The 21,265-nt window shown below is 66.6% G+C and carries 17 protein-coding genes; 12 read left to right on the forward strand and 5 right to left on the reverse strand.

The window, feature by feature from the left end:
* Positions 1-45 precede the first annotated feature (45 nt).
* Complete coding sequence (locus tag CHB74_RS02980) at positions 46-1,071, forward strand: autotransporter outer membrane beta-barrel domain-containing protein (RefSeq protein ID WP_218821373.1); 1,026 nt, start codon at positions 46-48, stop codon at positions 1,069-1,071.
* A gap of 12 nt (positions 1,072-1,083) precedes the next feature.
* Here the strand turns inward: CHB74_RS02980 and CHB74_RS02985 are convergent, their stop codons facing one another.
* The 4 genes from CHB74_RS02985 to CHB74_RS03000 all read right to left on the reverse strand — a co-directional run bounded on the left by CHB74_RS02985 (position 1,084) and on the right by CHB74_RS03000 (position 5,072).
* Positions 1,084-1,458, reverse strand: a complete 375-nt coding sequence (locus tag CHB74_RS02985; protein ID WP_089218128.1) for a DUF2501 domain-containing protein — start codon at positions 1,456-1,458, stop codon at positions 1,084-1,086.
* An 83-nt stretch (positions 1,459-1,541) separates the two neighbouring features.
* Positions 1,542-2,957 (reverse strand): cardiolipin synthase, encoded by a 1,416-nt coding sequence (gene cls / locus CHB74_RS02990; RefSeq protein WP_089218129.1) that lies wholly within the window; start codon positions 2,955-2,957, stop codon positions 1,542-1,544.
* Between the two features lie 47 nt (positions 2,958-3,004).
* Complete coding sequence (locus CHB74_RS02995) at positions 3,005-3,706, reverse strand: GNAT family N-acetyltransferase (RefSeq protein ID WP_089218130.1); 702 nt, start codon at positions 3,704-3,706, stop codon at positions 3,005-3,007.
* 55 nt (positions 3,707-3,761) lie between these two features.
* On the reverse strand, positions 3,762-5,072 hold the full coding sequence (locus tag CHB74_RS03000) for an MFS transporter (protein ID WP_089218131.1): 1,311 nt from the start codon (positions 5,070-5,072) through the stop codon (positions 3,762-3,764).
* A 201-nt stretch (positions 5,073-5,273) separates the two neighbouring features.
* Between CHB74_RS03000 and cyoA the strand changes: the two genes are divergently transcribed.
* From cyoA to CHB74_RS03055, 11 genes are all read left to right on the forward strand, one after another.
* Positions 5,274-6,452, forward strand: coding sequence for a ubiquinol oxidase subunit II (gene cyoA, locus CHB74_RS03005; RefSeq protein WP_089218132.1), 1,179 nt, complete (start codon positions 5,274-5,276; stop codon positions 6,450-6,452).
* 17 nt (positions 6,453-6,469) lie between these two features.
* The gene (gene cyoB, locus CHB74_RS03010) at positions 6,470-8,476 is read left to right on the forward strand and encodes a cytochrome o ubiquinol oxidase subunit I (protein WP_089218133.1); all 2,007 of its coding nucleotides are present in this window, start codon (positions 6,470-6,472) and stop codon (positions 8,474-8,476) included.
* A 3-nt stretch (positions 8,477-8,479) separates the two neighbouring features.
* Complete coding sequence (cyoC, locus tag CHB74_RS03015; RefSeq protein ID WP_089218134.1) at positions 8,480-9,115, forward strand: cytochrome o ubiquinol oxidase subunit III; 636 nt, start codon at positions 8,480-8,482, stop codon at positions 9,113-9,115.
* Positions 9,112-9,519 carry a cytochrome o ubiquinol oxidase subunit IV gene (gene cyoD, locus CHB74_RS03020; RefSeq protein ID WP_089218135.1) on the forward strand — a complete coding sequence of 136 codons (408 nt, stop codon included), beginning with the start codon at positions 9,112-9,114 and terminating at the stop codon, positions 9,517-9,519. Before cyoC ends, cyoD begins: the two co-directional genes overlap by 4 nt.
* 47 nt (positions 9,520-9,566) lie before the next feature.
* A complete protein-coding gene (locus tag CHB74_RS03025; protein ID WP_089218136.1) occupies positions 9,567-10,322 on the forward strand; it encodes an SURF1 family protein in 756 nt (251 codons plus the stop codon).
* On the forward strand, positions 10,319-11,641 hold the full coding sequence (locus CHB74_RS03030; RefSeq protein ID WP_089218137.1) for an ATP-binding protein: 1,323 nt from the start codon (positions 10,319-10,321) through the stop codon (positions 11,639-11,641). Before CHB74_RS03025 ends, CHB74_RS03030 begins: the two co-directional genes overlap by 4 nt.
* Entirely contained in the window at positions 11,638-12,177 is a 540-nt protein-coding gene (locus tag CHB74_RS03035; RefSeq protein WP_089218138.1) for a response regulator transcription factor, read from the forward strand. The genes CHB74_RS03030 and CHB74_RS03035 overlap by 4 nt, the downstream gene beginning before the upstream one ends.
* A gap of 144 nt (positions 12,178-12,321) precedes the next feature.
* Positions 12,322-12,987: a TetR/AcrR family transcriptional regulator gene (locus tag CHB74_RS03040; RefSeq protein ID WP_089218139.1), complete on the forward strand. Its 666-nt coding sequence runs from the start codon at positions 12,322-12,324 to the stop codon at positions 12,985-12,987.
* A 49-nt stretch (positions 12,988-13,036) separates the two neighbouring features.
* Positions 13,037-13,945, forward strand: coding sequence for a sterol desaturase family protein (locus CHB74_RS03045; RefSeq protein WP_089218140.1), 909 nt, complete (start codon positions 13,037-13,039; stop codon positions 13,943-13,945).
* On the forward strand, positions 13,945-14,379 hold the full coding sequence (locus CHB74_RS03050; RefSeq protein ID WP_089218141.1) for a hypothetical protein: 435 nt from the start codon (positions 13,945-13,947) through the stop codon (positions 14,377-14,379). Before CHB74_RS03045 ends, CHB74_RS03050 begins: the two co-directional genes overlap by 1 nt.
* Before the next feature lie 240 nt (positions 14,380-14,619).
* Complete coding sequence (locus tag CHB74_RS03055) at positions 14,620-18,162, forward strand: Dyp-type peroxidase (RefSeq protein ID WP_179220695.1); 3,543 nt, start codon at positions 14,620-14,622, stop codon at positions 18,160-18,162.
* Here the strand turns inward: CHB74_RS03055 and CHB74_RS03060 are convergent.
* Positions 18,140-21,046, reverse strand: coding sequence for an ATP-binding protein (locus tag CHB74_RS03060; protein WP_179220696.1), 2,907 nt, complete (start codon positions 21,044-21,046; stop codon positions 18,140-18,142). The genes CHB74_RS03055 and CHB74_RS03060 overlap by 23 nt on opposite strands.
* Positions 21,047-21,265: the final 219 nt, after the last annotated feature.

The raw sequence follows: 21,265 nt of genomic DNA on the forward strand, positions 1-21,265 counted from the left end.
GCCGGGCGGTTGCGCGCGCATCGGAGCGAAGAGGGGCGATCCGCGATGCACAGGCGAGCGTTGATCATCATCGCGACGGGCATGGCGGCGGGGTGGACACCGCCGGCGTTCGCGGAGGATGCGCTGGTCGTTTATGGTCCCCAACCTGCCGATCAGCCGGGAGAGCCGCCAGCCGGCGCCGGTGACATATCGGCCGCTGCCCCGATGCCGGCCGCCGATGCAGCACCGGCGGAAGCCGAACGTCGCCGCGAGCCATTATTCCCCATATGGGCGCACCAGGCGCGCGAGCGGGGATATCGGATTCAGCGCGCCTTCGGCATGAGCGGCATGACCATCCACAACCGCCAGAACATGGACAGCGACAATCTGGCCGTCGCCATCGCCAAGGGCACCGAAGTGCCGGATGGCGACCTGCTGGAAGTGCCGTTCGTGACGACCGACAAGCTCGAATCCCACACCTCGAACACCGAGTTCAAGGCCGACCTGTGGGTCTTTCCCTTCCTCAATCTCTTCGCGGGCATCGGCAAGGTGAAGGGGCATGTCGATGTCGGCGTCGACATCGATCTCGATGCCTTCGTGCCCTTTCCCTTCTGCCGCCCGGCCAAGCCCTGCGGCACGATGAAGCTGCCCTTCGAAGCGAAGGTCGATAGCACGGCGATCACGCTGGGTTCGATCCTGGCCTATGGATCGAACGACTGGTTCGTCGCCGCATCGATCGCGCGCACCTTCAGCATCGCATCCGGCGATCGATCGGATCTCACCACCACCGATATCAGCCTGCGGTTGGGGCCGCGCCTGCATTTCAACGAATCGGTGATCCTGACGCCTTATGTGGGCGCCAATTATTTCGACTTCGACGCGCGCGTATCGGGCGTGGTGCAGAGCGGGCCGGCGTTCGAGGATGGCGATCCGGTGACGCTGCGCTACCGGGTCGATCTTTCGACCCACCAGCCCTGGGCGATCATCAACGGCTTCAACCTCGAACTGAGCAGCCATTTCGCGCTGCAGGCCGAATATAATTGGGGCGAGGGATCGGACCGCTTCATACTGAGCGCCACCTTCCGCCCCTGACGCGCACCTGGCCTAAAGCAGCGACTTGCTCTGCTTGAGAACCATGTCGCAGGCCTTGGACTTCAGCTGCTTGGGTGCCTTGTCGATCGAAAAGCTGCCGCCATTGCCAAGCTGGATGTTGCCCGCTTCGCCGGCCGCGAGATCGGGCGAGCTTTCGGCTTCGGGCTTTTGCTTCAGCTGATCGAGCACCGATCCCGCATCGGGCGCGCTGCCGAGCAGCTTGTTCTTCATGCAATAGCCCAGCACGCCGGCGGCGTTGCCGATGCCCTGGGTCGCGAGGTCGGGGATCCCGGCCGACGCGCTGGGCAGTTCGGTGGGCAGTTGCGCGTTGGCGCCGCTCGCGCAGGCGAGGACGACAAACAGTGGGGCGGCGATGCGAAGGATCATGGCCGGCAACCTTTTCGCTGGAGGGCCGATACAGGTGGACAACTCGGTCGGGCGGCGTGCGTTCCAGCGCGGGTGCCCGGCTGTCAGAGCAGCGGGCTCATCAGCCGGGCGAGATTCTCGCCGATCTTGCGCGGCGTCGGCCGGCGGCGCCACGCGTCGAGGGTCAGTTCGTCGCTGCCCGCGATATAGCCGCGCTGGATCGCATCGAGCGGGGCCGCGGCGTCCGCGCCGAACAGCAGCAGGCTCACTTCTTCGTTGAGCTGGAAGGAGCGGATATCGACATTGCTGGATCCGACGATGGCGAGGCGGCCGTCGATGCTGACGCTCTTGGCGTGGAGCAGATAATCGCGAAAGCGGTGGATGCGGACGCCATGGCGCAGCAGCTCGTCATAATAGGATGATTGGGCGAGGTTCACGAGCGCCTGATCGACCACCGCGGATACGACCAGATGGACCTCCACCCCGCGCAGCGATGCCGTCTGCATGGCGGCGAGAAGATCCTCGTTGGGGATCAGATAGGGGGTGACGATCACCGCGCGATGACGGGCCTGGTGCAATTGCCAGACGAGCAGCGTTTCGAAGCCGCGCCGCTGGAAATCCGCGCCGCTCGGCAGCAGTTGCGCGGTGACCGGGCCGGCGGCGGGCGGGATCGCCGGGGCGGCATCGAGCATCGCTTCGGTTTCGAGGAACCAGTCGGCCACGAACAGCCCGTCCATCTCCGCGACGATCGGGCCTTCGGCGCGCACGACGAGTTCGCGGTTGACGACGCCCGGGCGGAAATCCTTGTCGACGATATTTTGCGATCCGGCATAGCCGATCGCGCCGTCGATCAGGAACAGCTTGCGGTGGTTGCGCATGTCGCGGCGGGTGCGGCCACGCAGCAGCCGCATCGGCAGCGTCGTCCGCACGTCGACGCCGGCCGCGCGCAGCAGCTGGAGCGTGCCGCGCACCCAGCGATGCGAGCCGACCGGATCGACCAGCACATGACAGGCGACCCCGCGCGCCACGGCGCGGGCGAGAGCGGCGATCACCGCGCGCCCGGTCGCATCGTCGGCGAAGATGTAGACGAGCAGGCGGACCGAGCGGCGCGCGCCGTCGATGTCGGCGATCAGCTGGCGGATCATCCCGTCATAATCGTCGATCAGGGCAACGGCATTGCCGCCGACCGGGGGCAGACGGCCGAGCCGCTGGGCGAGGGCGGCGATATCCTTGTCCCGCCCGTCCAGCGTGGCGGGGGCGGCAGCAAGCCGGGCGACGAGCGCGTCGGCGCGCGGGGCGAGCCGGCGGAACCGATCGCTGCGCCATTGCGGGAATTTGGGGCTGCCGATGGCGAGGAACAGCAGCAGGCCAGGCACGGGCAGGAAGAAGATCAGCAACAGCCAGCTGGCCGCCGCCGTCGGCGCGCGCCGGCGCGGCACGACGACGAGCATGACGAGGCGGATCAGCCACTCGAACACATACCAGGCCGTGCCGAGTTCGGGGAACGTGACCAGCGTCATGCCGGCGATGCTAACCCGCCGGCGCCGGTCCGTCGATGGATGGGGGATTATGCGGCGGGCGGTGCGTCCGCGCGTGCCAGCAGGGTCAGCGTGATCGGCCGGCGGAGGACGAAGCCCAGTGCCTCGTAAAGCGCGATCGCCCCGGTGTTGCTGGGATAGACGTGGAGGAACGGCGTTTCGCCGCGTGCGAGGATGCGTTCCGCCACCGCGCGCATCAGCCCGCCGGCATAGCCCTGCCCGCGATGATCGGGGTGAGTGCAGACGCCACTGACTTCGGCGAAGCCCTGCGGCCGCATCCGTTCGCCCGCCATCGCGACCAGCTTGCCATCCTGTTTGACGCCCAGAAACTCGGCCAGTTCATGCGTGCGCGCGGCGAAGGGGCCGGGCTCGGTGAGCCGGGCGAGCGCCTGCATGTCCGGGGCATCGGCGGCGGTGAGCGGTTCGATGGTGAAATGCGGGGCGGCGGGGGTGATGCGCGGCGCGACCATCTGGTGCAGGTCGGTGGTGCGCAGCTGCACCGCGCCGGGCGGCGGGGCGAGCGCGCCGGTTTCGACGATCCACAAGGCGCCGTCCGCCGGGAGCAGCGCGGTCAGCGCCGCAAGATTTTCGGGGGAGCCGTCCGCGCTGGCGGCGAAGGGGCCGAAGGCCGGATCGAGCCGGCGGGCCTTGTCATCGCCCTGCGCCAGGGCCGACCAGCCGGTGGCAAGGGCGTTCCAGACAGGGCGGTCGAGCGGGTGGGGGATGGTCATGCCGCCCCACCTATGTACGCGCGGGTCGCGCGACAAGGCGGGGCGGCCGAACCGATCAGTTCATCGAGCCGGCAAGGCCCTTGTTGATCCAAAGCGCGAGCAGCGTGCAGATCGCGCCCGACAACAGATAGGCACCGGCCGAGATCAGGCCGAAATTGGCCGAAAGCAGCAGCGCGACCAGCGGCGCGAAGCCCGCGCCGACCAGCCAGGCAAGGTCCGACGTCAGCGCCGAACCGGTGTAGCGGTGGGTGGGCGAGAAGCTGGACGACACCGCGCCCGACGACTGGCCGAAGGCGAGGCCGAGCAGGATGAAGCCGAGCACCATGAAGGCCAGCTCGCCCAGTTCCCCGGCGTCGAGCAGCTGCGGGGCGAAGCCGCTATAGGCGGCGATCGCGGCGGCCGAGAAGCCGAGCAGGGTGCGGCGGCCGACCTTGTCGGCGATCAGGCCCGAAGCGATGATCGCCAGCACGCCGAACGCGGCGGCGATCACTTCGATCAGCAGGAAGCGATAGGGGCCTTCCTCGGTGAACAGGAACACCCAGGACAGCGGGAACACGGTGACCATGTGGAACAGCGCGAAGCTGGCGAGCGGCGCGAAGGCGCCGATCACGATCGTGCGGCCTTCCTGGCGCACGGTATCCATCACCGGCGCGGGCTGCAGGTCGCGGGTTTCGAACAGGCGTTCATATTCGGGCGTGACGACGATGCGCAGCCGCGCGAACAGGGCGACGACGTTGATCGCGAACGCCACGAAGAACGGATAGCGCCAGCCCCAGCCAAGGAAATCGGCGGCCGGCAGCGCATAGACGAAATAAGCGAACAGCGCGCTGGCCACCATCAGGCCGAGCGGGGCGCCAAGCTGCGGGATCATCGCATACCAGCCGCGGCGCTTTTCCGGCGCGTTGAGCGCGAGCAGCGAGGCGAGGCCGTCCCACGCGCCGCCCAGCGCAAGGCCCTGGCCGATGCGGAACAGGGCGAGCAGCACCGCCGATGCCATGCCGACCGTTTCATAGCCGGGCAGGAAGGCGATCGCGGCGGTTGACCCGCCGAGCAGGAACAGGGCGATGGTAAGCTTGATGCCGCGGCCATAAGCGCGGTCGACCGCCATGAAGATCAGCGAGCCGATCGGGCGGGCGACGAACGCCAGCGCGAAGATCGCGAAGGAATAGAGCGTGCCGGTCAGCGGATCGACGAAGGGGAAGACCACCTTCGGAAACACCAGCACCGATGCGATGGCATAGACGAAGAAGTCGAAAAACTCCGACGTCCGGCCGATGATCACGCCGATCGCGATCTCACCGGGCGAAATCTTTCCGTGCCGCGCGTCCTGCCCGCTTGCGCCGGCGGCTGCCGTCCCTGCACTCATCAATCACTCCTTACAAGCACGGTCCGGCACAAGCGCGGACGGCCGCGCGCCTGCGCGGCCCTGAACAAATTTCAATCAGGCACGAGTCGCCCGCTACGCAAGCGCAGCAGACTATATCCCCCTTCGCTCTCCGCGATGAACAAGGGGATTGGACAAAATGTCCTATGTTGCCCGCCGCGATGCAGCATTAGGCGCCGGGCCATGATTCCGTCAGCCGCCTCCCTGTTGCGGGCCCTTCGTGGCGCGCGTCCGCTCGCTCTCCTCAGCGCGCTTGCCCTGTTGGGCGGGTGCAATGCGGTGGTGCTCGATCCCGCCGGCGATATCGCCCAGCAGCAGGCGTGGCTGATCGTCGCGTCCACGGTGCTGATGCTGGTCATCATCGTGCCGGTGATGGCGCTGACGGTGCTGTTCGCCTGGCGCTATCGCCAGTCGAACAAGGAAGCCCGTTACGAGCCGGAATGGGACCATTCGACTCAGCTGGAACTGCTGATCTGGGCGGCGCCGCTGCTGATCATCATCTGCCTGGGCGCGCTGACCTGGGTGAGCACCCACCTGCTCGATCCCTATCGCCCGATCGCCCGCGTGGCCGAAGGCAAGCCGATCGCGGCCGAGGTCGAGCCGCTGGAAGTCGAGGTCGTCGCGCTCGACTGGAAGTGGCTGTTCATCTACCCGCAATATGGCGTGGCCACGGTGAACGAGCTTGCCGCGCCGGTCGACCGGCCGATCAACTTCCGCATCACCTCGTCGTCGGTGATGAACTCCTTCTATGTCCCCGCGCTCGCCGGCATGATCTATGCGATGCCGGGCATGGAGACGAAGCTCCACGCCGTCATCAACAAGGCCGGCAATTATGAGGGCTTCTCCGCCAACTATAGCGGCGCCGGCTTCTCGGGCATGCGCTTCCGCTTCCATGGCCTGAACGACGCGCAGTTCGCCGAGTGGGTGGCCAAGGCGAAGGCCGGCAACGGCCCGCTCGATCGCAATGTCTATCTGAAGCTCGAACAGCCGAGCGAAAATGTGCCGGTGGCGCGTTTCGCGGGCATCGAGGAGGGCCTCTACAACGCCATCGTCAACATGTGCGTCGAGCCCGGCAAGATGTGCATGAGCGAGATGATGGCGATCGACGCCAAGGGCGGCCTGGGCAAGGAAGGCATCCGCAACGTCCGCCAGCTTACCTATGACAAGCATGCCCGCCGTGGTGCGGTGCTGGCGTCCGAACCCGTCGTCGTCGGCGCGATCTGCGCGCCCCCGGCGCCGGTGCGGCAGGCTGCCGCCGCCCGTCCGGCCGCCGATCAGGCGCCGCTCACCGGCGCCGGCCTGCCCCGTCCCGGCGCAAGCGCCACCGCTGACGCGAAGCCTTCGCGTCCCACGAACTCCTGATGTCAGCTGAGCTTTCCATGGATACGCATCCCGCCGCTGCCCTGAGCCCGATCTTCGGCCGCCTGTCGCTTGACTCGCTGCCGCTGCACGAGCCGATCGTCGTCGCGACTTTCATCGCGGTCGTCATCGGCGGCCTCGTGACCGTCGGTGCCATCACCAAATTCCGCCTCTGGGGTTATCTCTGGAACGAGTGGTTCACCACCGTCGATCATAAGCGGATCGGGATCATGTACATGATCCTCGGCCTCATCATGTTCGTGCGCGGCTTTGCCGACGCGGTGATGATGCGTCTCCAGCAGGCGATGGCGTTCGGCGGGTCCGAAGGCTATCTGAACGCGCACCATTACGACCAGATCTTCACCGCCCATGGCGTGATCATGATCTTCTTCGTGGCGATGCCGTTCATCACCGGCCTGATGAACTATATCGTGCCGCTGCAAATCGGCGCGCGCGACGTGTCCTTCCCCTTCCTGAACAATTTCAGCTTCTGGATGACGGCGGCCGGTGCCGTGCTGGTCATGATGTCGCTGTTCGTGGGTGAATTCGCGCAGACCGGCTGGCTCGCTTATCCGCCGCTTTCGGGCATCGGATACAGCCCGGCGACCGGCGTCGATTATTATATCTGGGCACTGCAGATAGCCGGTGTCGGCACGACATTATCGGGCATCAACCTGATCGCCACGATCGTGAAGCTGCGCGCGCCGGGCATGAAGCTGATGCGCATGCCGGTGTTCACCTGGACCTCGCTCTGCGCGAACATCCTGATCGTCGCCTCCTTCCCGATCCTGACCGCCACGCTCGTGCTGCTGTCGCTCGATCGCTATGTCGGCACCAACTTCTTCACGAACGATTTTGGCGGCAGCGCCATGATGTACGTGAACCTGATCTGGATCTGGGGCCACCCGGAGGTCTACATCCTCATCCTGCCGCTGTTCGGCGTCTTCTCGGAAGTCACCTCGACCTTCTCGGGCAAGCGGCTGTTCGGCTACAGCTCGATGGTCTACGCCACCGTCTGCATCATGGTGCTGTCGTACCTCGTGTGGCTCCACCACTTCTTCACGATGGGTTCGGGCGCGAGCGTCAACAGCTTCTTCGGCATCACCACGATGGTGATCTCGATCCCGACGGGCGCCAAGCTGTTCAACTGGCTGTTCACCATGTATCGCGGCCGCATCCGCTTCGAACTGCCGATGATGTGGACCGTCGCCTTCATGCTGACCTTCACCATCGGCGGCATGACCGGCGTGCTGCTTGCCGTTCCGCCGGCGGACTTCGTGCTGCACAACTCGCTGTTCCTGATCGCGCACTTCCATAACGTGATCATCGGCGGCGTGCTGTTCGGCCTGTTCGCGGCGATCAACTACTGGTGGCCCAAGGCGTTCGGCTACAAGCTCGACGTGTTCTGGGGCAAGGTGAGCTTCTGGTGCTGGCAGATCGGCTTCTGGATGGCCTTCACGCCGCTTTACATCCTGGGCCTGATGGGCGTGACCCGCCGGATGCGCGTGTTCGACGATCCGTCGCTGCAGATCTGGTTCGTCATCGCCGCCATCGGCGCCGCGATCGTGGCCATGGGCATCGCCGCCATGTTCATCCAGTTCTTCGTCAGCTTCATGAAGCGGAAGCAGCTGGCCGACACGACGGGCGATCCCTGGGGCGGCCGCACCCTCGAATGGGCGACCTCGTCGCCCCCGCCGGACTATAACTTCGCGTTCACGCCCGTCATCCACGACCTGGATGCCTGGGCCGACATGAAGAAGAACGGCTATGAGCGTCCGCTGGCCGGCTTCCGTTCGATCCACATGCCCAGCAACACGGGCACCGGGATCATTCTGGCGGGGCTGAGCACGGTCTGCGGTTTCGCGCTGATCTGGTACATCTGGTGGCTTGCGGGGCTCAGCTTCGTCGCGCTGCTGGCGGTCGCGATCGCCCATACCTTCAACTATAAGCGCGATTTCCACATCCCGGTCGAGGACGTGATCACGACGGAGAATGAGCGGACGCGCCTGCTCAGCGCGGGAGCATAAGCCATGGCTGATATCAGCTTGAACCTGAACACGGCGGACGGCCGGCCGCTCTACCACCTCGCGGAAGAGCCGCATCACCCGGAAGGCTCCAGCACGATGCTGGGCTTCTGGCTCTACCTGATGAGCGACTGCCTCATCTTCGCGATCCTGTTCGCCACCTATGGCGTGCTGGGCGCGAACTATGCGGCCGGTCCGTCGCCGAAGGATCTGTTCGATCTGAAGCTGATCGCGCTCAACACCGCGATGCTGCTCTTCTCGTCGATCACCTACGGCTTCGCGATGCTGGAGATGCAGAAGGGCCGCACCGGCACGACGCAGCTGTGGCTGGCGGTGACCGGCCTGTTCGGTCTCGCCTTCCTGGGCATCGAACTCTACGAGTTCGCGCACCTGATCCATGAAGGCGCGACCCCGCAGCGCAGCGCGTTCCTGTCGACCTTCTTCACGCTGGTCGGCACGCACGGCCTGCACGTCACCTTCGGCCTGATCTGGCTGGTGACGCTGATGGTGCAGGTCAGCCGTCGCGGCCTGGTTCCGGCCAACAAGCGCCGCCTGATGTGCCTCAGCCTGTTCTGGCACTTCCTCGACGTCATCTGGATCGGCGTCTTCACCTTTGTCTATCTGATGGGAATGCTGCGATGAGCTCTGGTTCGCACGCCGAACATGGCGATCACGGACACGGTGATCACGGCCATAGCGACCACCATGACGACGGGCACGCCCATGGTTCGATGAAGGATTATGTGACGGGTTTCATCCTGTCGGTGATCCTGACCGCGATCCCGTTCTGGCTGGTGATGACCGACGCGCTGGCGAACGACCAGATGACCGGGATGGTCATCATGGCCTTCGCCGTCGTCCAGATCGTCGTCCACATGATCTACTTCCTTCACATGAACAGCCGTTCGGAAGGTGGGTGGACGATGATGGCCCTCATCTTTACGATCATCCTCGTAGTGATCACGATGACGGGGTCGCTGTGGGTGATGTACCACCTCAATACCAACATGATGCCCATGTCCCACGACATGAGCCAGATGCCGTGAACCCAAACGCGCGCGCGGGCGATGACCCGCGCGACGCTTCGGGGGGAATGGCGGCAGGACATCAGCGACGATCGCCGCGCCGCGCCGCGCGCCTGCTGCTGCTGGCTTTGCTGGCGGCGGCAGGATTTGTCGCATTGATCGCGCTGGGCATCTGGCAGGTCGAACGGCGGGCCTGGAAGCTCGATCTGATCGCACGGGTGGAAGCGCGGGTGGATGCAGCGCCCGTGGCCGCGCCGGGGCTCGCGCAATGGGCGTCGGTCAGCGAGGCGCGCGACGGGTATCGCCGTGTCCGGCTTCAGGGCCGCTTCCTGCATGATCGCGAGACCCTGGTGCAGGCGGCAACGGTGCGTGGCGCCGGCTTCTGGGTGCTGACGCCGATGGCCAGCGATCGCGGCTTCACCGTCCTGGTCAATCGCGGCTTCGTGCCGGCCGACCGCAAGGCGCCCGGCCGGCGCGCGGAAGGGCAGGTTGCCGGCGAAACCGTGGTCACCGGGCTGATGCGGATGAGCGAGCCCAAGGGCGGCTTCCTCCGCACCAACGAGCCCGCCGCCGAACGCTGGTATTCGCGCGACGTTGCCGCGATCGCGTCCGCACGCGGGCTCGGCCCGGTCGCGCCTTATTTCATCGACGCCGATGCCACGGCCAATGCCGGCGGCTACCCGATCGGCGGGCTGACGGTGATCCGTTTCAACAACAACCATCTGGGCTATGCCCTCACCTGGTTCGGGCTCGCCGCGCTGCTGGCGCTGGGCGCCGGGCTCGTCGTCCGCCATGAATTGCGGCAGGGAGAGGCCGAGGCATGATCAGCGCCCTGTGGACACGCGAGGCCGCCGACGCGGAAGACGGGCCGGCGGCGGCGGCGGCCGGCCGCAAGAACATGCTGCTGCTGTTGCAGCTTCGCTGGATCGCGGTGACCGGCCAGCTGACCACGATCATCGTCGTCCACAGCCTGATGGGCATTCGCCTGCCGCTGGGATCGTTACTGGTAGCGCCGGCGGCGCTGATCGTGCTCAACCTTGCCAGCCTGCCTTATGTCCGCCGCCGCGCGGTGGTGAAGAATGGCGAGCTGTTCATGGCGCTGTTGTGCGACGTGGCGGCGTTGACCTGGCAGCTCCACCAGACCGGCGGCATCACCAATCCGTTCGCGCCGCTGTTCCTGTTGCAGGTGGTGATCGGCGCGATGTTGCTCACGCCCTGGTCCAGCTGGCTGCTCGTCGGCGTGTCGGCCTTCTGCCTGCTGTGGCTGGCGATCGACTATCGCCCGCTCGACCTGCCGACCGGCTATGAAGACAGCCTGTTCGACCTTTATCTGTGGGGCAGCTTCATCTGCTTCGCGCTGATCGCGGTGCTGCTCGTCCAGCTGGTCGCGCGGATCGCCCGCAACCTGCGCGATCGCGATGCCGCGCTGGCGGATATCCGGCAGCAGGCGGCGGAAGAGACGCATATCGTGCGCATGGGCCTGCTCGCTTCCGGCGCGGCGCACGAACTGGGCACGCCCTTGTCGTCGCTGTCGGTGATCCTGGGCGATTGGCAGCGGATGCCGCGTCTCGCCAGCGATCCCGATCTGGCGCAGGACATCGCCGACATGCAGGCCGAGGTGCTGCGCTGCAAGACCATCGTCAGCAACATTCTGGTGTCTGCCGGTGAGGCCCGTGGCGTCGCGCCCGCGGTGACGACGGTGCGGCGCTTTCTGGAAGATATCGTCGCCGAATGGCGGTCGAGCCGGCTGGCGGGCACCATTCGCTTCGAGGATCGTTTCGGCGAGGACATGGCGATCGTTTCCGATCCCGTGCTGAAACAGGTGATCGACAATGTGATCGACAATGCGGCCGAGGTTTCGCCCAACTGGATCGGCATCACCGCCACGCGCGCGGCCGACCAGCTGGTCATCGAGGTGCGGGATGCCGGCCCTGGCTTCGCGCCTGAAATGCTGGAGAAATTCGGCCAGCCTTATCAATCGAGCAAGGGCCGTCCGGGCGGTGGCTTGGGCCTGTTCCTGCTCGTCAACGTGCTGCGCAAGCTGGGCGGCAAGGCCGAAGCGCGCAACCCCGAAGGCGGCGGCGCCGCCGTGACCCTGATGCTGCCGCTGGCGGCAGTCGCTTATGCGAAGGATGGACGATGACGGACGACGGCGAGCGTTTGCTCCTCATAGTCGAGGATGACGAGGCCTTCGCCCGCACGCTCAAGCGTTCGTTCGAGCGCCGCGACTATCGCGTGGTCGCGGTGGCGAGCCATGAAGAGCTGGTCGAACTGCTCGCCAGCCACAATCCTGCCTTCGCGGTGGTCGATCTCAAGCTCGGCCGCGCCTCGGGGCTGACCTGCGTGCAGACGCTGCACGCGCATGATCCCGAAATGCAGATCGTGGTGCTGACCGGCTTCGCCAGCATCGCCACCGCGGTCGAGGCGGTCAAGCTGGGCGCCTCCCACTATCTCGCCAAGCCGTCGAACACCGATGATATCGAGGCGGCGTTCGGCCGGACCGAGGGCGACACCGAAGTGCCGGTGGATGGCCGCCAGACATCGATCAAGACGCTGGAATGGGAACATATCCACCAGACGCTGGTGGATACCGATTTCAACATCTCCGAAGCGGCCCGGCGGCTGGGCATGCATCGCCGCACACTGGCCCGCAAGCTGGAGAAGCGGCAGGTCCGCTGAGGGCCGTGCACGCCTGAATTTTCGAGATTTTTTGAAACGTTTCCCGTGGCTTGCGCTGCGTGCTCGGCCGCGCCTGTGAGGGGCTTGGCAACATCCCTTGTGCCATATATTATATGCCGCATAATTTAATGCGGCGGACAAGCAATGGCCGAGGTTCAGGAGAAGGCGGGGGCACGGGGGCGGCCACGGCGGCTATCGCGCGAAGCGATCGTCGCGGCGGCGGCCGACCTGCTTGAACGGGAGCCGGAAACCACGGTTTCGCTGAACGGCGTGGCCCGCGCGCTCGGCGTGACGCCGATGACGCTCTACACCTACTTCTCGAACATCCACGATCTCCATCAGGCGCTGACCGCGCATATGCTGGAGGAGCTGGTCGTCTCCGTCGACGCCGATGCGACGCCGGCGGAAGCGATCGCTGCCTGGTCGCACGGCACACGCGCCTTCTTCCTGCGCCATCCCCAATTGATCATGATGCTCAGCTGGGAAGGGCAGGTGTCGATCGCCTGGTTCGATCGCTCGGTCATGCTGGTCGAGGCGCTGCGCCGGATGGGGTTCGACGGCAGCGAACTCGGCCGCGTCACGCTGTGGGCGTGGAGCGTGATCATGGGCGCGATCAACAGCGAATTGCGCGATCGCGCCAGCCCGCACAGCCTGAGCGCGGAACAGGTGGCGAGCATGGACGCGCGGCTCCACGCGCCGGTCAAAGCGATGCTCGCGCTGGAAGCGGCGCCTGGCCATTATGACGATTTCTTCGCGTTCCATATCGAGCGGCTGCTCGACGGGCTCGCGGCGCTGATCGCGAAACGCTGAAGGTTTCGTGGCTTAACAAGAACATATCGAAAAGGGATGGGACGACGGAATGGAAGGCGATTTTGCATCGGTGGTGGCGAAAGCCGTCACCATCTACGGGTCGGGGTTCGGCATATTCCTGCTGTTCTGCGTGGCGAGCGAGCTGTTCCTGCGCTGGCGCGAAGGCAAGCGCCCGCTGCACGGCGAAGGGCTGGCCAACATGCTGCTCTTCCCCTTCGGCCCGCTGGCCGAAGCGATCATCCTCAACGCCCTGCTGATCGCCGGCCTGTTCCAGCTTTATCATTGGACGCCGCTGCGCGTGCCGGTGGAGCTGTGGACGCTGCCGATCTACTTCATCGTCGGTGAATTCGGTTATTACTGGTTCCATCGCGCCGGGCATGAGGTGCGGATCCTGTGGGCGGATCATTCGATCCATCATTCGGCCGAAACCTATGATTTCACGGTGAACCTGCGCCACACGCCGTTTTCCACCGTCTATCGCTTCCTCACCTGGGCGCCGCTGGTGCTGCTGGGCTTCCAGCCGCTGGTGCTGGTGCTGTTCGCGATGAGCGGGCCGGCCTTTCAGTCGATCTGCCACACCGAACGCGTCGGCCGGCTGGCGCCGTGGTTCGAATGGCTGTTCGTCAGCCCCAGCAACCATGCCGTCCACCATGCCAGCAACCCGCTCTACATCGACCGCAATTATGGCGGGCTGCTCAACATCTGGGACCATGTGTTCGGCACCTATCAGCGGCTGGAAGAGGATGTGCCGCCGGTCTATGGCATCACCCGCCAGGTGAAATCGAACAACCCGGCCAAGATCCTCGCCCATGAATTCCGTTATCTGGCGCGCGATTTCCGCGCCGCGCCGTCCATGCGGCAGAAGCTGGGCGTGCTGTTCGGCAAGCCGGGCGAGACGTTCGAGGTCGACAAGGCGGCCAAGGCCGGCCCGGCCATCGAACAGGGGGCGGCCGCGTGATGCCGGCCTTCGATATCTGGGCGGTGGCCGCCGCGTTGACCCTGATGGCGCTGGTCGCCACGTTGCGCCTGTCCCTGCCGGGGGCGGCCGGTGGCGGGCAGGGCACGTTGCGCCTGATCGCGCACCCGGCCTGGCTGGTGTTGCTGGTGCTGACCACGCCGATGACGGTGGGCCTGATGCTTTCCGGCTATGTGCCGGTATCGCCCACCAAGGCCCGCGCGCTGATCGCCGGTGATTTCGGCTATTGGGCCGGGGTCGCGGCGTGGATCACGGTGGTGACAGCCGAATTGTGGCTGCTGTGGACGCCCAGCATGGTTGCCCAGCGTTTCGCCAAGCCCGAGGCGCGCGATGCCTTCCGCGCGCTGCCGCTGTTCAACGTGTTCATGGGCGGCGGCTTCCTGCTGCTCGTCTGGTGGGCCGGCAGCCAGGGCTGACCAATCCGGGATCGGCCGGCGCGCGCGGCGCGCATGGCCGCCAAAGAAGCCGCAGGCCGATCCCGCCATCTATGCTATAGCGCGAATCGCCCCTTTTCGGCCGACGCGGTGCGGGCCGGCGTTGCGCGCGGCGATCAGGTGCCCACGACATACCCATGCGGTCGCCCGCGCCCGGCGCGGCAATCTGTCGCGTTGTGTCCACCGTTTCTGCGCATGCCTGCGCATCCGACGGAGATGGCCATGGGGAAGCCGTTTGAAAGCAAGCATCTGGAAGGGATCAGCGATCTCTTCGTCTGCGCCGAGATCAAGCCGGGGTTCATCGATTCCTTCGCGGACGTGACCTACGAAACCCGCCTGCGCACGACGCTGGAGGCGCTGTTCCGCATCCGCAAGACATCGCGCGAATATTACACGCTGAAGCCGTTCGTGGAGGCGACCGAACGAATCCGTTCGATCCGGTCCTTCCGGCTCGCGATCCTCGATACCGAACCCCGCCGGCTGCTGCTTGCCGCCACCTTCGATCGCGGGTGGGAACCCTATATCCGGCTGATCTGGCGGCCGTTGGGATCGCTGCTCGATCTGATCTTCTGCAATTGCCAGGGCTATGTCACGGCGGAGGACCACAGCTTCGACGAATATGCCGCCTGGGTGCGCGACAGCCAGATCGATACCGGCTTCTTCTTTGCCTCCACCGGCCTCACCGTCGACGATTTCGCCTATCTGACCGAGATGGAACAGGTGGCGCGCGAGGAGCATGATCCCGTGCGGCGTGAATGGCGCCTTGCCACCGCGACGGCGGAACGGCCCGAGGCGCGGGCGAAGGCCGATCTGCAACGCGGCGCCGCCAACCCGCAAACCGACGGCCGGGTGATCACCCAGATGGGGATCGAGCTGCTGATCTCGCTCTACCATCTCGCCGATCATTATCCGCCCGACCAGATGGACGCGCACGGCAAATATCTGCTGCGCGCGGCCCAGAGCCTGCTCGGCCCATGGGGGCAGACCGCGATCCCCGCCTTGCCGGCCCCGATCCGCGATCGCCTGCAGGCGCAGATTGCCTGGCTGAACCTCACGCCGCCCGCACCACCGGTGCCGGTGCCTGACCGGCTGGCCATCCGGCCCGAACAGATTCAGGCAGGCATTCTTTCGGGCCACGACGAAGGCCGCGCCTGCATGACGCACGGCGCGCTGCTGCTGCTGCAGGTGGTGGATGCGGCCAAAGCGCGGGCCTTTGTCGATCGTCTGGCGGACGAGGTGGACAGCGAGGCGACGGCCAAGCCCGACGGTGCGATCTGGCAGACGGCGGCCTTCACCTTCAATGGCCTCGGCCGGCTGGGCGTGGCGGAAGCCGCGCTGGCACGCTTCCCGCGCGAGTTTCGCGAAGGCATGGAAGATCGCGCCGATCTTTTGGGCGATGTTCATGCCGCCCATCCGCGCAACTGGCAATTGCCGCCGCGCTGGCCGGAAGCCGGTGCCGCCGCGCCGGTCGAGCTGGCCGAGGTGGATATCGTGATTCAGTTGCGCACCCACAGCGCCCATGCCGGGCACGAGATCGTCGGCGATGCCGCGCATCCGCTGGCCGGCCGCATTGCCGAGCTCGCCGCGCAGGTGGGGCAGACCGGCGTCCGCCTGCTCGCCGTCCAGCCGATGCGCCGCGCCGCCGCGATCGCGGACCCGCTGCGCGAACATTTCGGTTTTCGCGATGGCCTGAGCCAGCCGTGGATCGCGGGCGCGGGGCCAGCCGGGGCGGCGCGCGATCGCGTCGCGGCCGGGGAAATCCTCTGCGGCCATGTCAATGATCGGGGCGATGCCGCGCCGCCGCCGCCCGATGCCTATCTCGACAACGGCACCTTCCTCGTCGTCCGCAAGCTCCGGCAGAATGTGGCGGCGCTGGACGCGCTTGTTGCCGCGCGTCCGGCGGGCATGGACGGGGATCTGTTCCGCGCCAAGCTGATGGGGCGCTGGCCCGATGGCCGGGCGCTGACCGGGCAGATCAGCGGCGACGGAAATGATTATGATTTCGCCGGCGACGAACAGGGCGCCGTCTGCCCGTTACAGGCCCATGCGCGCCGGGCCAATCCGCGCGCGCCGGATAACAGCCAGATGCCCCGCATCCTGCGACGCGGCATGTCTTACGGCCCACCCGCGAAATCCGCCGCGAAGGGCGATCGCGGCATCGTCTTCATGGCGTATAATTCCAGCATCGCCGAACAGTTCGAGGTGATCCAGCGCTGGATCAGCGGCGGCAACAGCACCGGCATCGCCACCGCCCGGCATGATCCGCTGATCGGCGTGCGCGCAGGTGGTGATCCGCAGACCTTCCATTTCCTTGACGATCATGGTGGCACGGTCCGGGCCGATGTCGGCGCGCATGGGCCGATGGTGGAACTGCAATGGGGCCTCTACCTCTTCATGCCGGCGATCCCGGCGATGCGCGCGATCGCCGCCGCCGGCCCGCCGCCGCGTGCGCGCACCGGCCAGGATCTGATCGAACGGCTGCAGGCGCTGCCCGAGGCGGAGCGGTTCACGGCCTGGCGAACCTGCCTTGAGGATTTCTATTCCAAGGATCCCGGCAAGAAGGGGGATGGCCCCGCCATCTGGGCGGCGGTGCGCGACCTGCACGGCGGTGTGTTGCGCACCCCCTTCGGCGTGCTCGTCGGCAGCCGCGCTCTGGTCGACGAGGTCTATGTCGATCGGCATGGCCGCTACACGGTGGCGGGCTATGGCGAACGGATGGCGGCATCCTTCGGGATGATCTTCCTCGGCAATGATCGCGGCGCCGCTTATGATGTGGAGGCTGGGCCGACCAACGCCGCGATCATGAAGATCGGCGAGGACGAGGCCTTCGCCGACGCCTATGGCGCGGCAAGCGGGTTGCTTGACGGAATGGTCGAGGCGAGCCTTGCACTCGGCCTCGGCGCCGAGGCGCGGTTCGATATCCAGCGCGAATATATCGACGCCGTGCTCGCCATGCTGAGCCACCGCTGGTTCGGCATCCCCGACGCGGAAGGCCGCTATGTCGAGCCGGGGGCGTGGGATTGGCGCGATGTCGCCACGCGCAAGCCGCGCTGCCCCGGCGATTTCATGGCGACGTCGCGCAGCGTGTTCTACCCGCATCCACCGGCCGCGACGATCGCTTATGGCAAGGCGCAGGGCCAGGCCGAGCGCCGGGCCGTGCGGGATTTCGTGGCCGCGATGCGCGGCACGCCCGAACGGCTGACCGCGCCGATTTCCCGCGCGATCTTCGATGCCTTTCCCGATGATGACGATCTTGTCGCCCGCACGATCGTGGGCGTGATGACGGGCTTCCTGCCGCCCACCGAGGGCAATCTGCGCTGGGCCTTTTACGATTGGATAGACGGCAAGACGATCTGGCGGGTGCAGCAGGCCTATCTGATGCAGCCGGGCGCAACTCCGCTAGAACGGGCGCGGGGGGCGTTGTTGCGGCCCTTGTGTCGCGCGATGCAGCAGCGCCCGGCGCCCGATATGGTGTGGCGTCGCGCGAAAAAGGCGCATCGGCTGGGCAAGGTGGCGATCAAGCGGGACGATCTGATCGTCATCGGCATCGTCTCCGCCACGGCCGAGGACATGGCGGCGGGCGGGCACGACGTCTATCCGGTCTTCGGCGGCAACCGGCACGATACGGGCCATGGCACCCATGCCTGCCCGGCTTATGCCTTTGCGATGGGGACGATGCTGGGGATATTGGCGGCGCTGTTCGATGCCGGGCGCATCACGCTGCAGCCGTCGCCGCTCGTCCTCAAAGTGTCGCGGTTGGCCTAGCGGACGGCGCGGCCGCAATGGCATGCTCTGCCGTCCACCGTTCGATGGCGGCGATTTCGTGCGGCGCCTGGCGGGCAGCGGCGGAGCGCCGGGCCATGCGCAGATAATGCGCGGCGGGCTTGTGGCCATGGCCCAGCGCGGCGGCGCTGGCCATGGCGCGGCAGGCCATGGCGGCGCCCAGCCGATCGCCTTTGCGCGCGCGTAGCAGCGCCCGTGCGGCATGGTGGCGGGCTTCGGCGATGCGTCCGCGCTGCACCAGTGCTTCCGCCAGCCAGCCATGGTTGAGCGAGATGAACTGCTGGCGCTCCCCGGTTTCCAGCCACGCGGTCGCCTCGACGATCGCCTGCAGCGCCTCCTCGGTGCCATCGGCGCGCCAGCGCGCATAGGCGCCAAGCGCGCGGGCCATGGCGTAGAGGTAGCGCGAACGCGCATGCTTGGCGACGCGCTCGCCCTCGGCCGCATAGCGCGCGGCATCGCTTGCGCGCCCCTGCCACAGGCTGACGGCGCTGAGCTGGGTGTAGATCGATCCTTCCACCTCGTGCTGGGCGCCGCGCACCATCGCCAGTGCTTCGTCATAACAGGTCTGCGCTTCGCCAAACTGGCCGCGATCGGCGAGAACGAAGCCCCGGCAGGCCAGCGAATAGGCGGTGCCGACCGATGGCCGCCCGCCGCTGCGATGGCTGCGCTTCACCGCGATCGCGTCGTCGAGCAAGGGAAGCGCCGTGTCATAATCGCAGGTGGCGGCCCGCGCCTGGCCCAGCGTCGCGCGGATCTGCACGGTCAGGCGATCATCGCCGGCATTGCGCGCGGCGGCCAGCGCCCGTTCGCAATGGGTGATCGCCTTGGCGGATTCCCCCAGCCCATAGTTCAGATAGCCCAGCCAATATTCGGCCCAGGCGATCGCGCCGCCATCGCCATGGGCAATCGCGCGGGCAAGCGCGCGCTGGAAGATATCGAACTGATCGCGCGATGGATCGAACACGCTGGCAAGGCCCAGCCGGCGCGCGATCCCGTTCCAGCGCTGATAGCGGTCGTCGGTGGCATCGAGCTGGTCGAGCGCGTCGAGCGCGACGCGATACTGCGCCTGTGCGCGATCGAGCGCGGACGCGGCCATCGCCTTGTCGCCCGACAGCTCGGCATAATGGGCAGCGGAGGCCGCATCTCCGCCCTCGCGGAAATGATAGGCCATCGCCTCGTAAAACTCCTCCTCCCCGCTGTCCGCGCCGCGCTGGCGCAGCGCTTCGGCAATGCGGTGGTGGAACGTCCGCCGCATCCGCAGGCCCACCGAATCGTAGATCACGTCGCGGGTGATGCCGTGCTTGAAGCGCAGCGTGCCGTCGCGCTCGCCCGGCAGGATGAAATCCTGCTCGATCAGGTCGCGGACCAGCGGGTGATCGCCGTCATGGCCGGTCACGCGTTCGAGCAGCCAGATCGGAACGACGGTGCCGATGATCGCGGCGATCCGGGCGAGATCGGCCTGCGCGTCGGGCAGGCGGGCGAAGCGCGCCTCGATCAGAATGTCGAGCCAGGCGCTGCCGGCATGGGGCCGGTGTTCCTCCTCGCCCACCATCGCCGAATGGCACAGTTCCTCGATGAACAGCGGGTTGCCGCCCGAATAGGCGCCGATCTTTTCGCGCACGAAGGGGTCGATGGCGGGAATCAGCCGGTCGATCGCTTCCGCGGTTTCGGCGTCAGACAGCGGCGCAAGGCGCAGGATCTGGCTGTCGCGAATGTCGCCGTCGCTGTCGGCCGCGTCGCGCGTGGTGAGGAGGATCAGGATCGGCCGCTGCTGCAGACCGCGCACGGCATCGAGAACCTGGCGCGAGGCAATGTCCGCCCATTGCCAGTCGTCGACGAACAGGACGAGGGGGGCGCGCGCGGCGAGCTGATCGAACAGGTCGCGAAGCGCCGTCGCGGCATCGCCGATCAGTTCGCCGCCGGTGGCGCCCCGGCCCAGCGAAAGGAGGTGGAGCAGTGTGCGGCCATGGCGGGCGAGATCGATGCCGAGGCTGGAGAGCAAAGCGGCGACGGCATCGGCCGCGCGGAGGTTGGTCGCCGATCCATCGACCGCGAAGATCGCGCGCAGCATCTGGAGGAAGGGCTGCAATGGCTCCGCGCCGAGATAGGATTGGCAATCGCCACGAACGACCCGGCACCCTTGCGCGGCGGCCCTGTCGAGCAGTTCATCGGCAAGCCGGGTCTTGCCGACGCCGGGCGGGGCTTCGATCGCGACCAGCCGGCCTTGCCCCGCCATCGCATCGGCCAGCGCGGATTCCAGTTCGGCGAGCGGGCCGTGGCGGCCAGTAAAGGGCGTCAGACCGCGCCGGGCGAGCGCGGCGAAGCGCGTGCCGATATCGGCACGGCCTTCGATGCGGAAGGCCGCGATCGGCCGGTCCTTGCCGCGCACCCTGATGTCCATGCGTTCGCCGGTGGCGAAGAAATGGCGTTCCGGCCCCAGTGCCGCCTCGCTCGCCAATATCTCGTCGGCTTCGGCGATATCGCAGAAGCGCGAGGCGATGTTGGTCGCGTTGCCGTGCAGTTCGAAGCGGCCGCGCACGGCATCGCCCTCATGCAACAGCACAAGGCCTGAATGGATGCCGGAATGGAGCCGCAACCGCTCGCCCGCCAGCGGCGTCGGCAGCGGCAGGCCGCGCACCGCTTCGTGCAGGTCGAGCGCGGCTTCCACGGCGCGCCGGCCATCATCCTCCAGTGTCTTGGGATAGCCGAACAGCGCCAGCACGCCATCGCCGCTGATCTGGGCGATGGTGCCGCCATGGCGCGCGATCATGCGATGGTAGATGTCGTGCAGATTGCCGAGCAGGGCGGCGAAATCCTCTGCCTCCATGCGCGCGGCGAGCCGCGTCGAGCCGCTGAGATCCGTCATCAGGATCGTCAGATAGCGGCGCCATGCAGGACGTGCAGACGGCGGAGTTTCGGCTTGCATCACCATCGCCCGGATTGTCGACAATGGACAAAAGACGGCACCAGCGACGCTCTATACCATCGCACTGGATGATCCGGCGTCATCAAGATCAATCATAGCACGTTCGAAATGATCGCCTAATTGCAAATGGTCGAGCTACTTGACGATAATCCTGTCGAA

It is taken from the genome of Edaphosphingomonas laterariae, from assembly GCF_900188165.1.
Classification (GTDB): domain Bacteria; phylum Pseudomonadota; class Alphaproteobacteria; order Sphingomonadales; family Sphingomonadaceae; genus Sphingomonas_E; species Sphingomonas_E laterariae.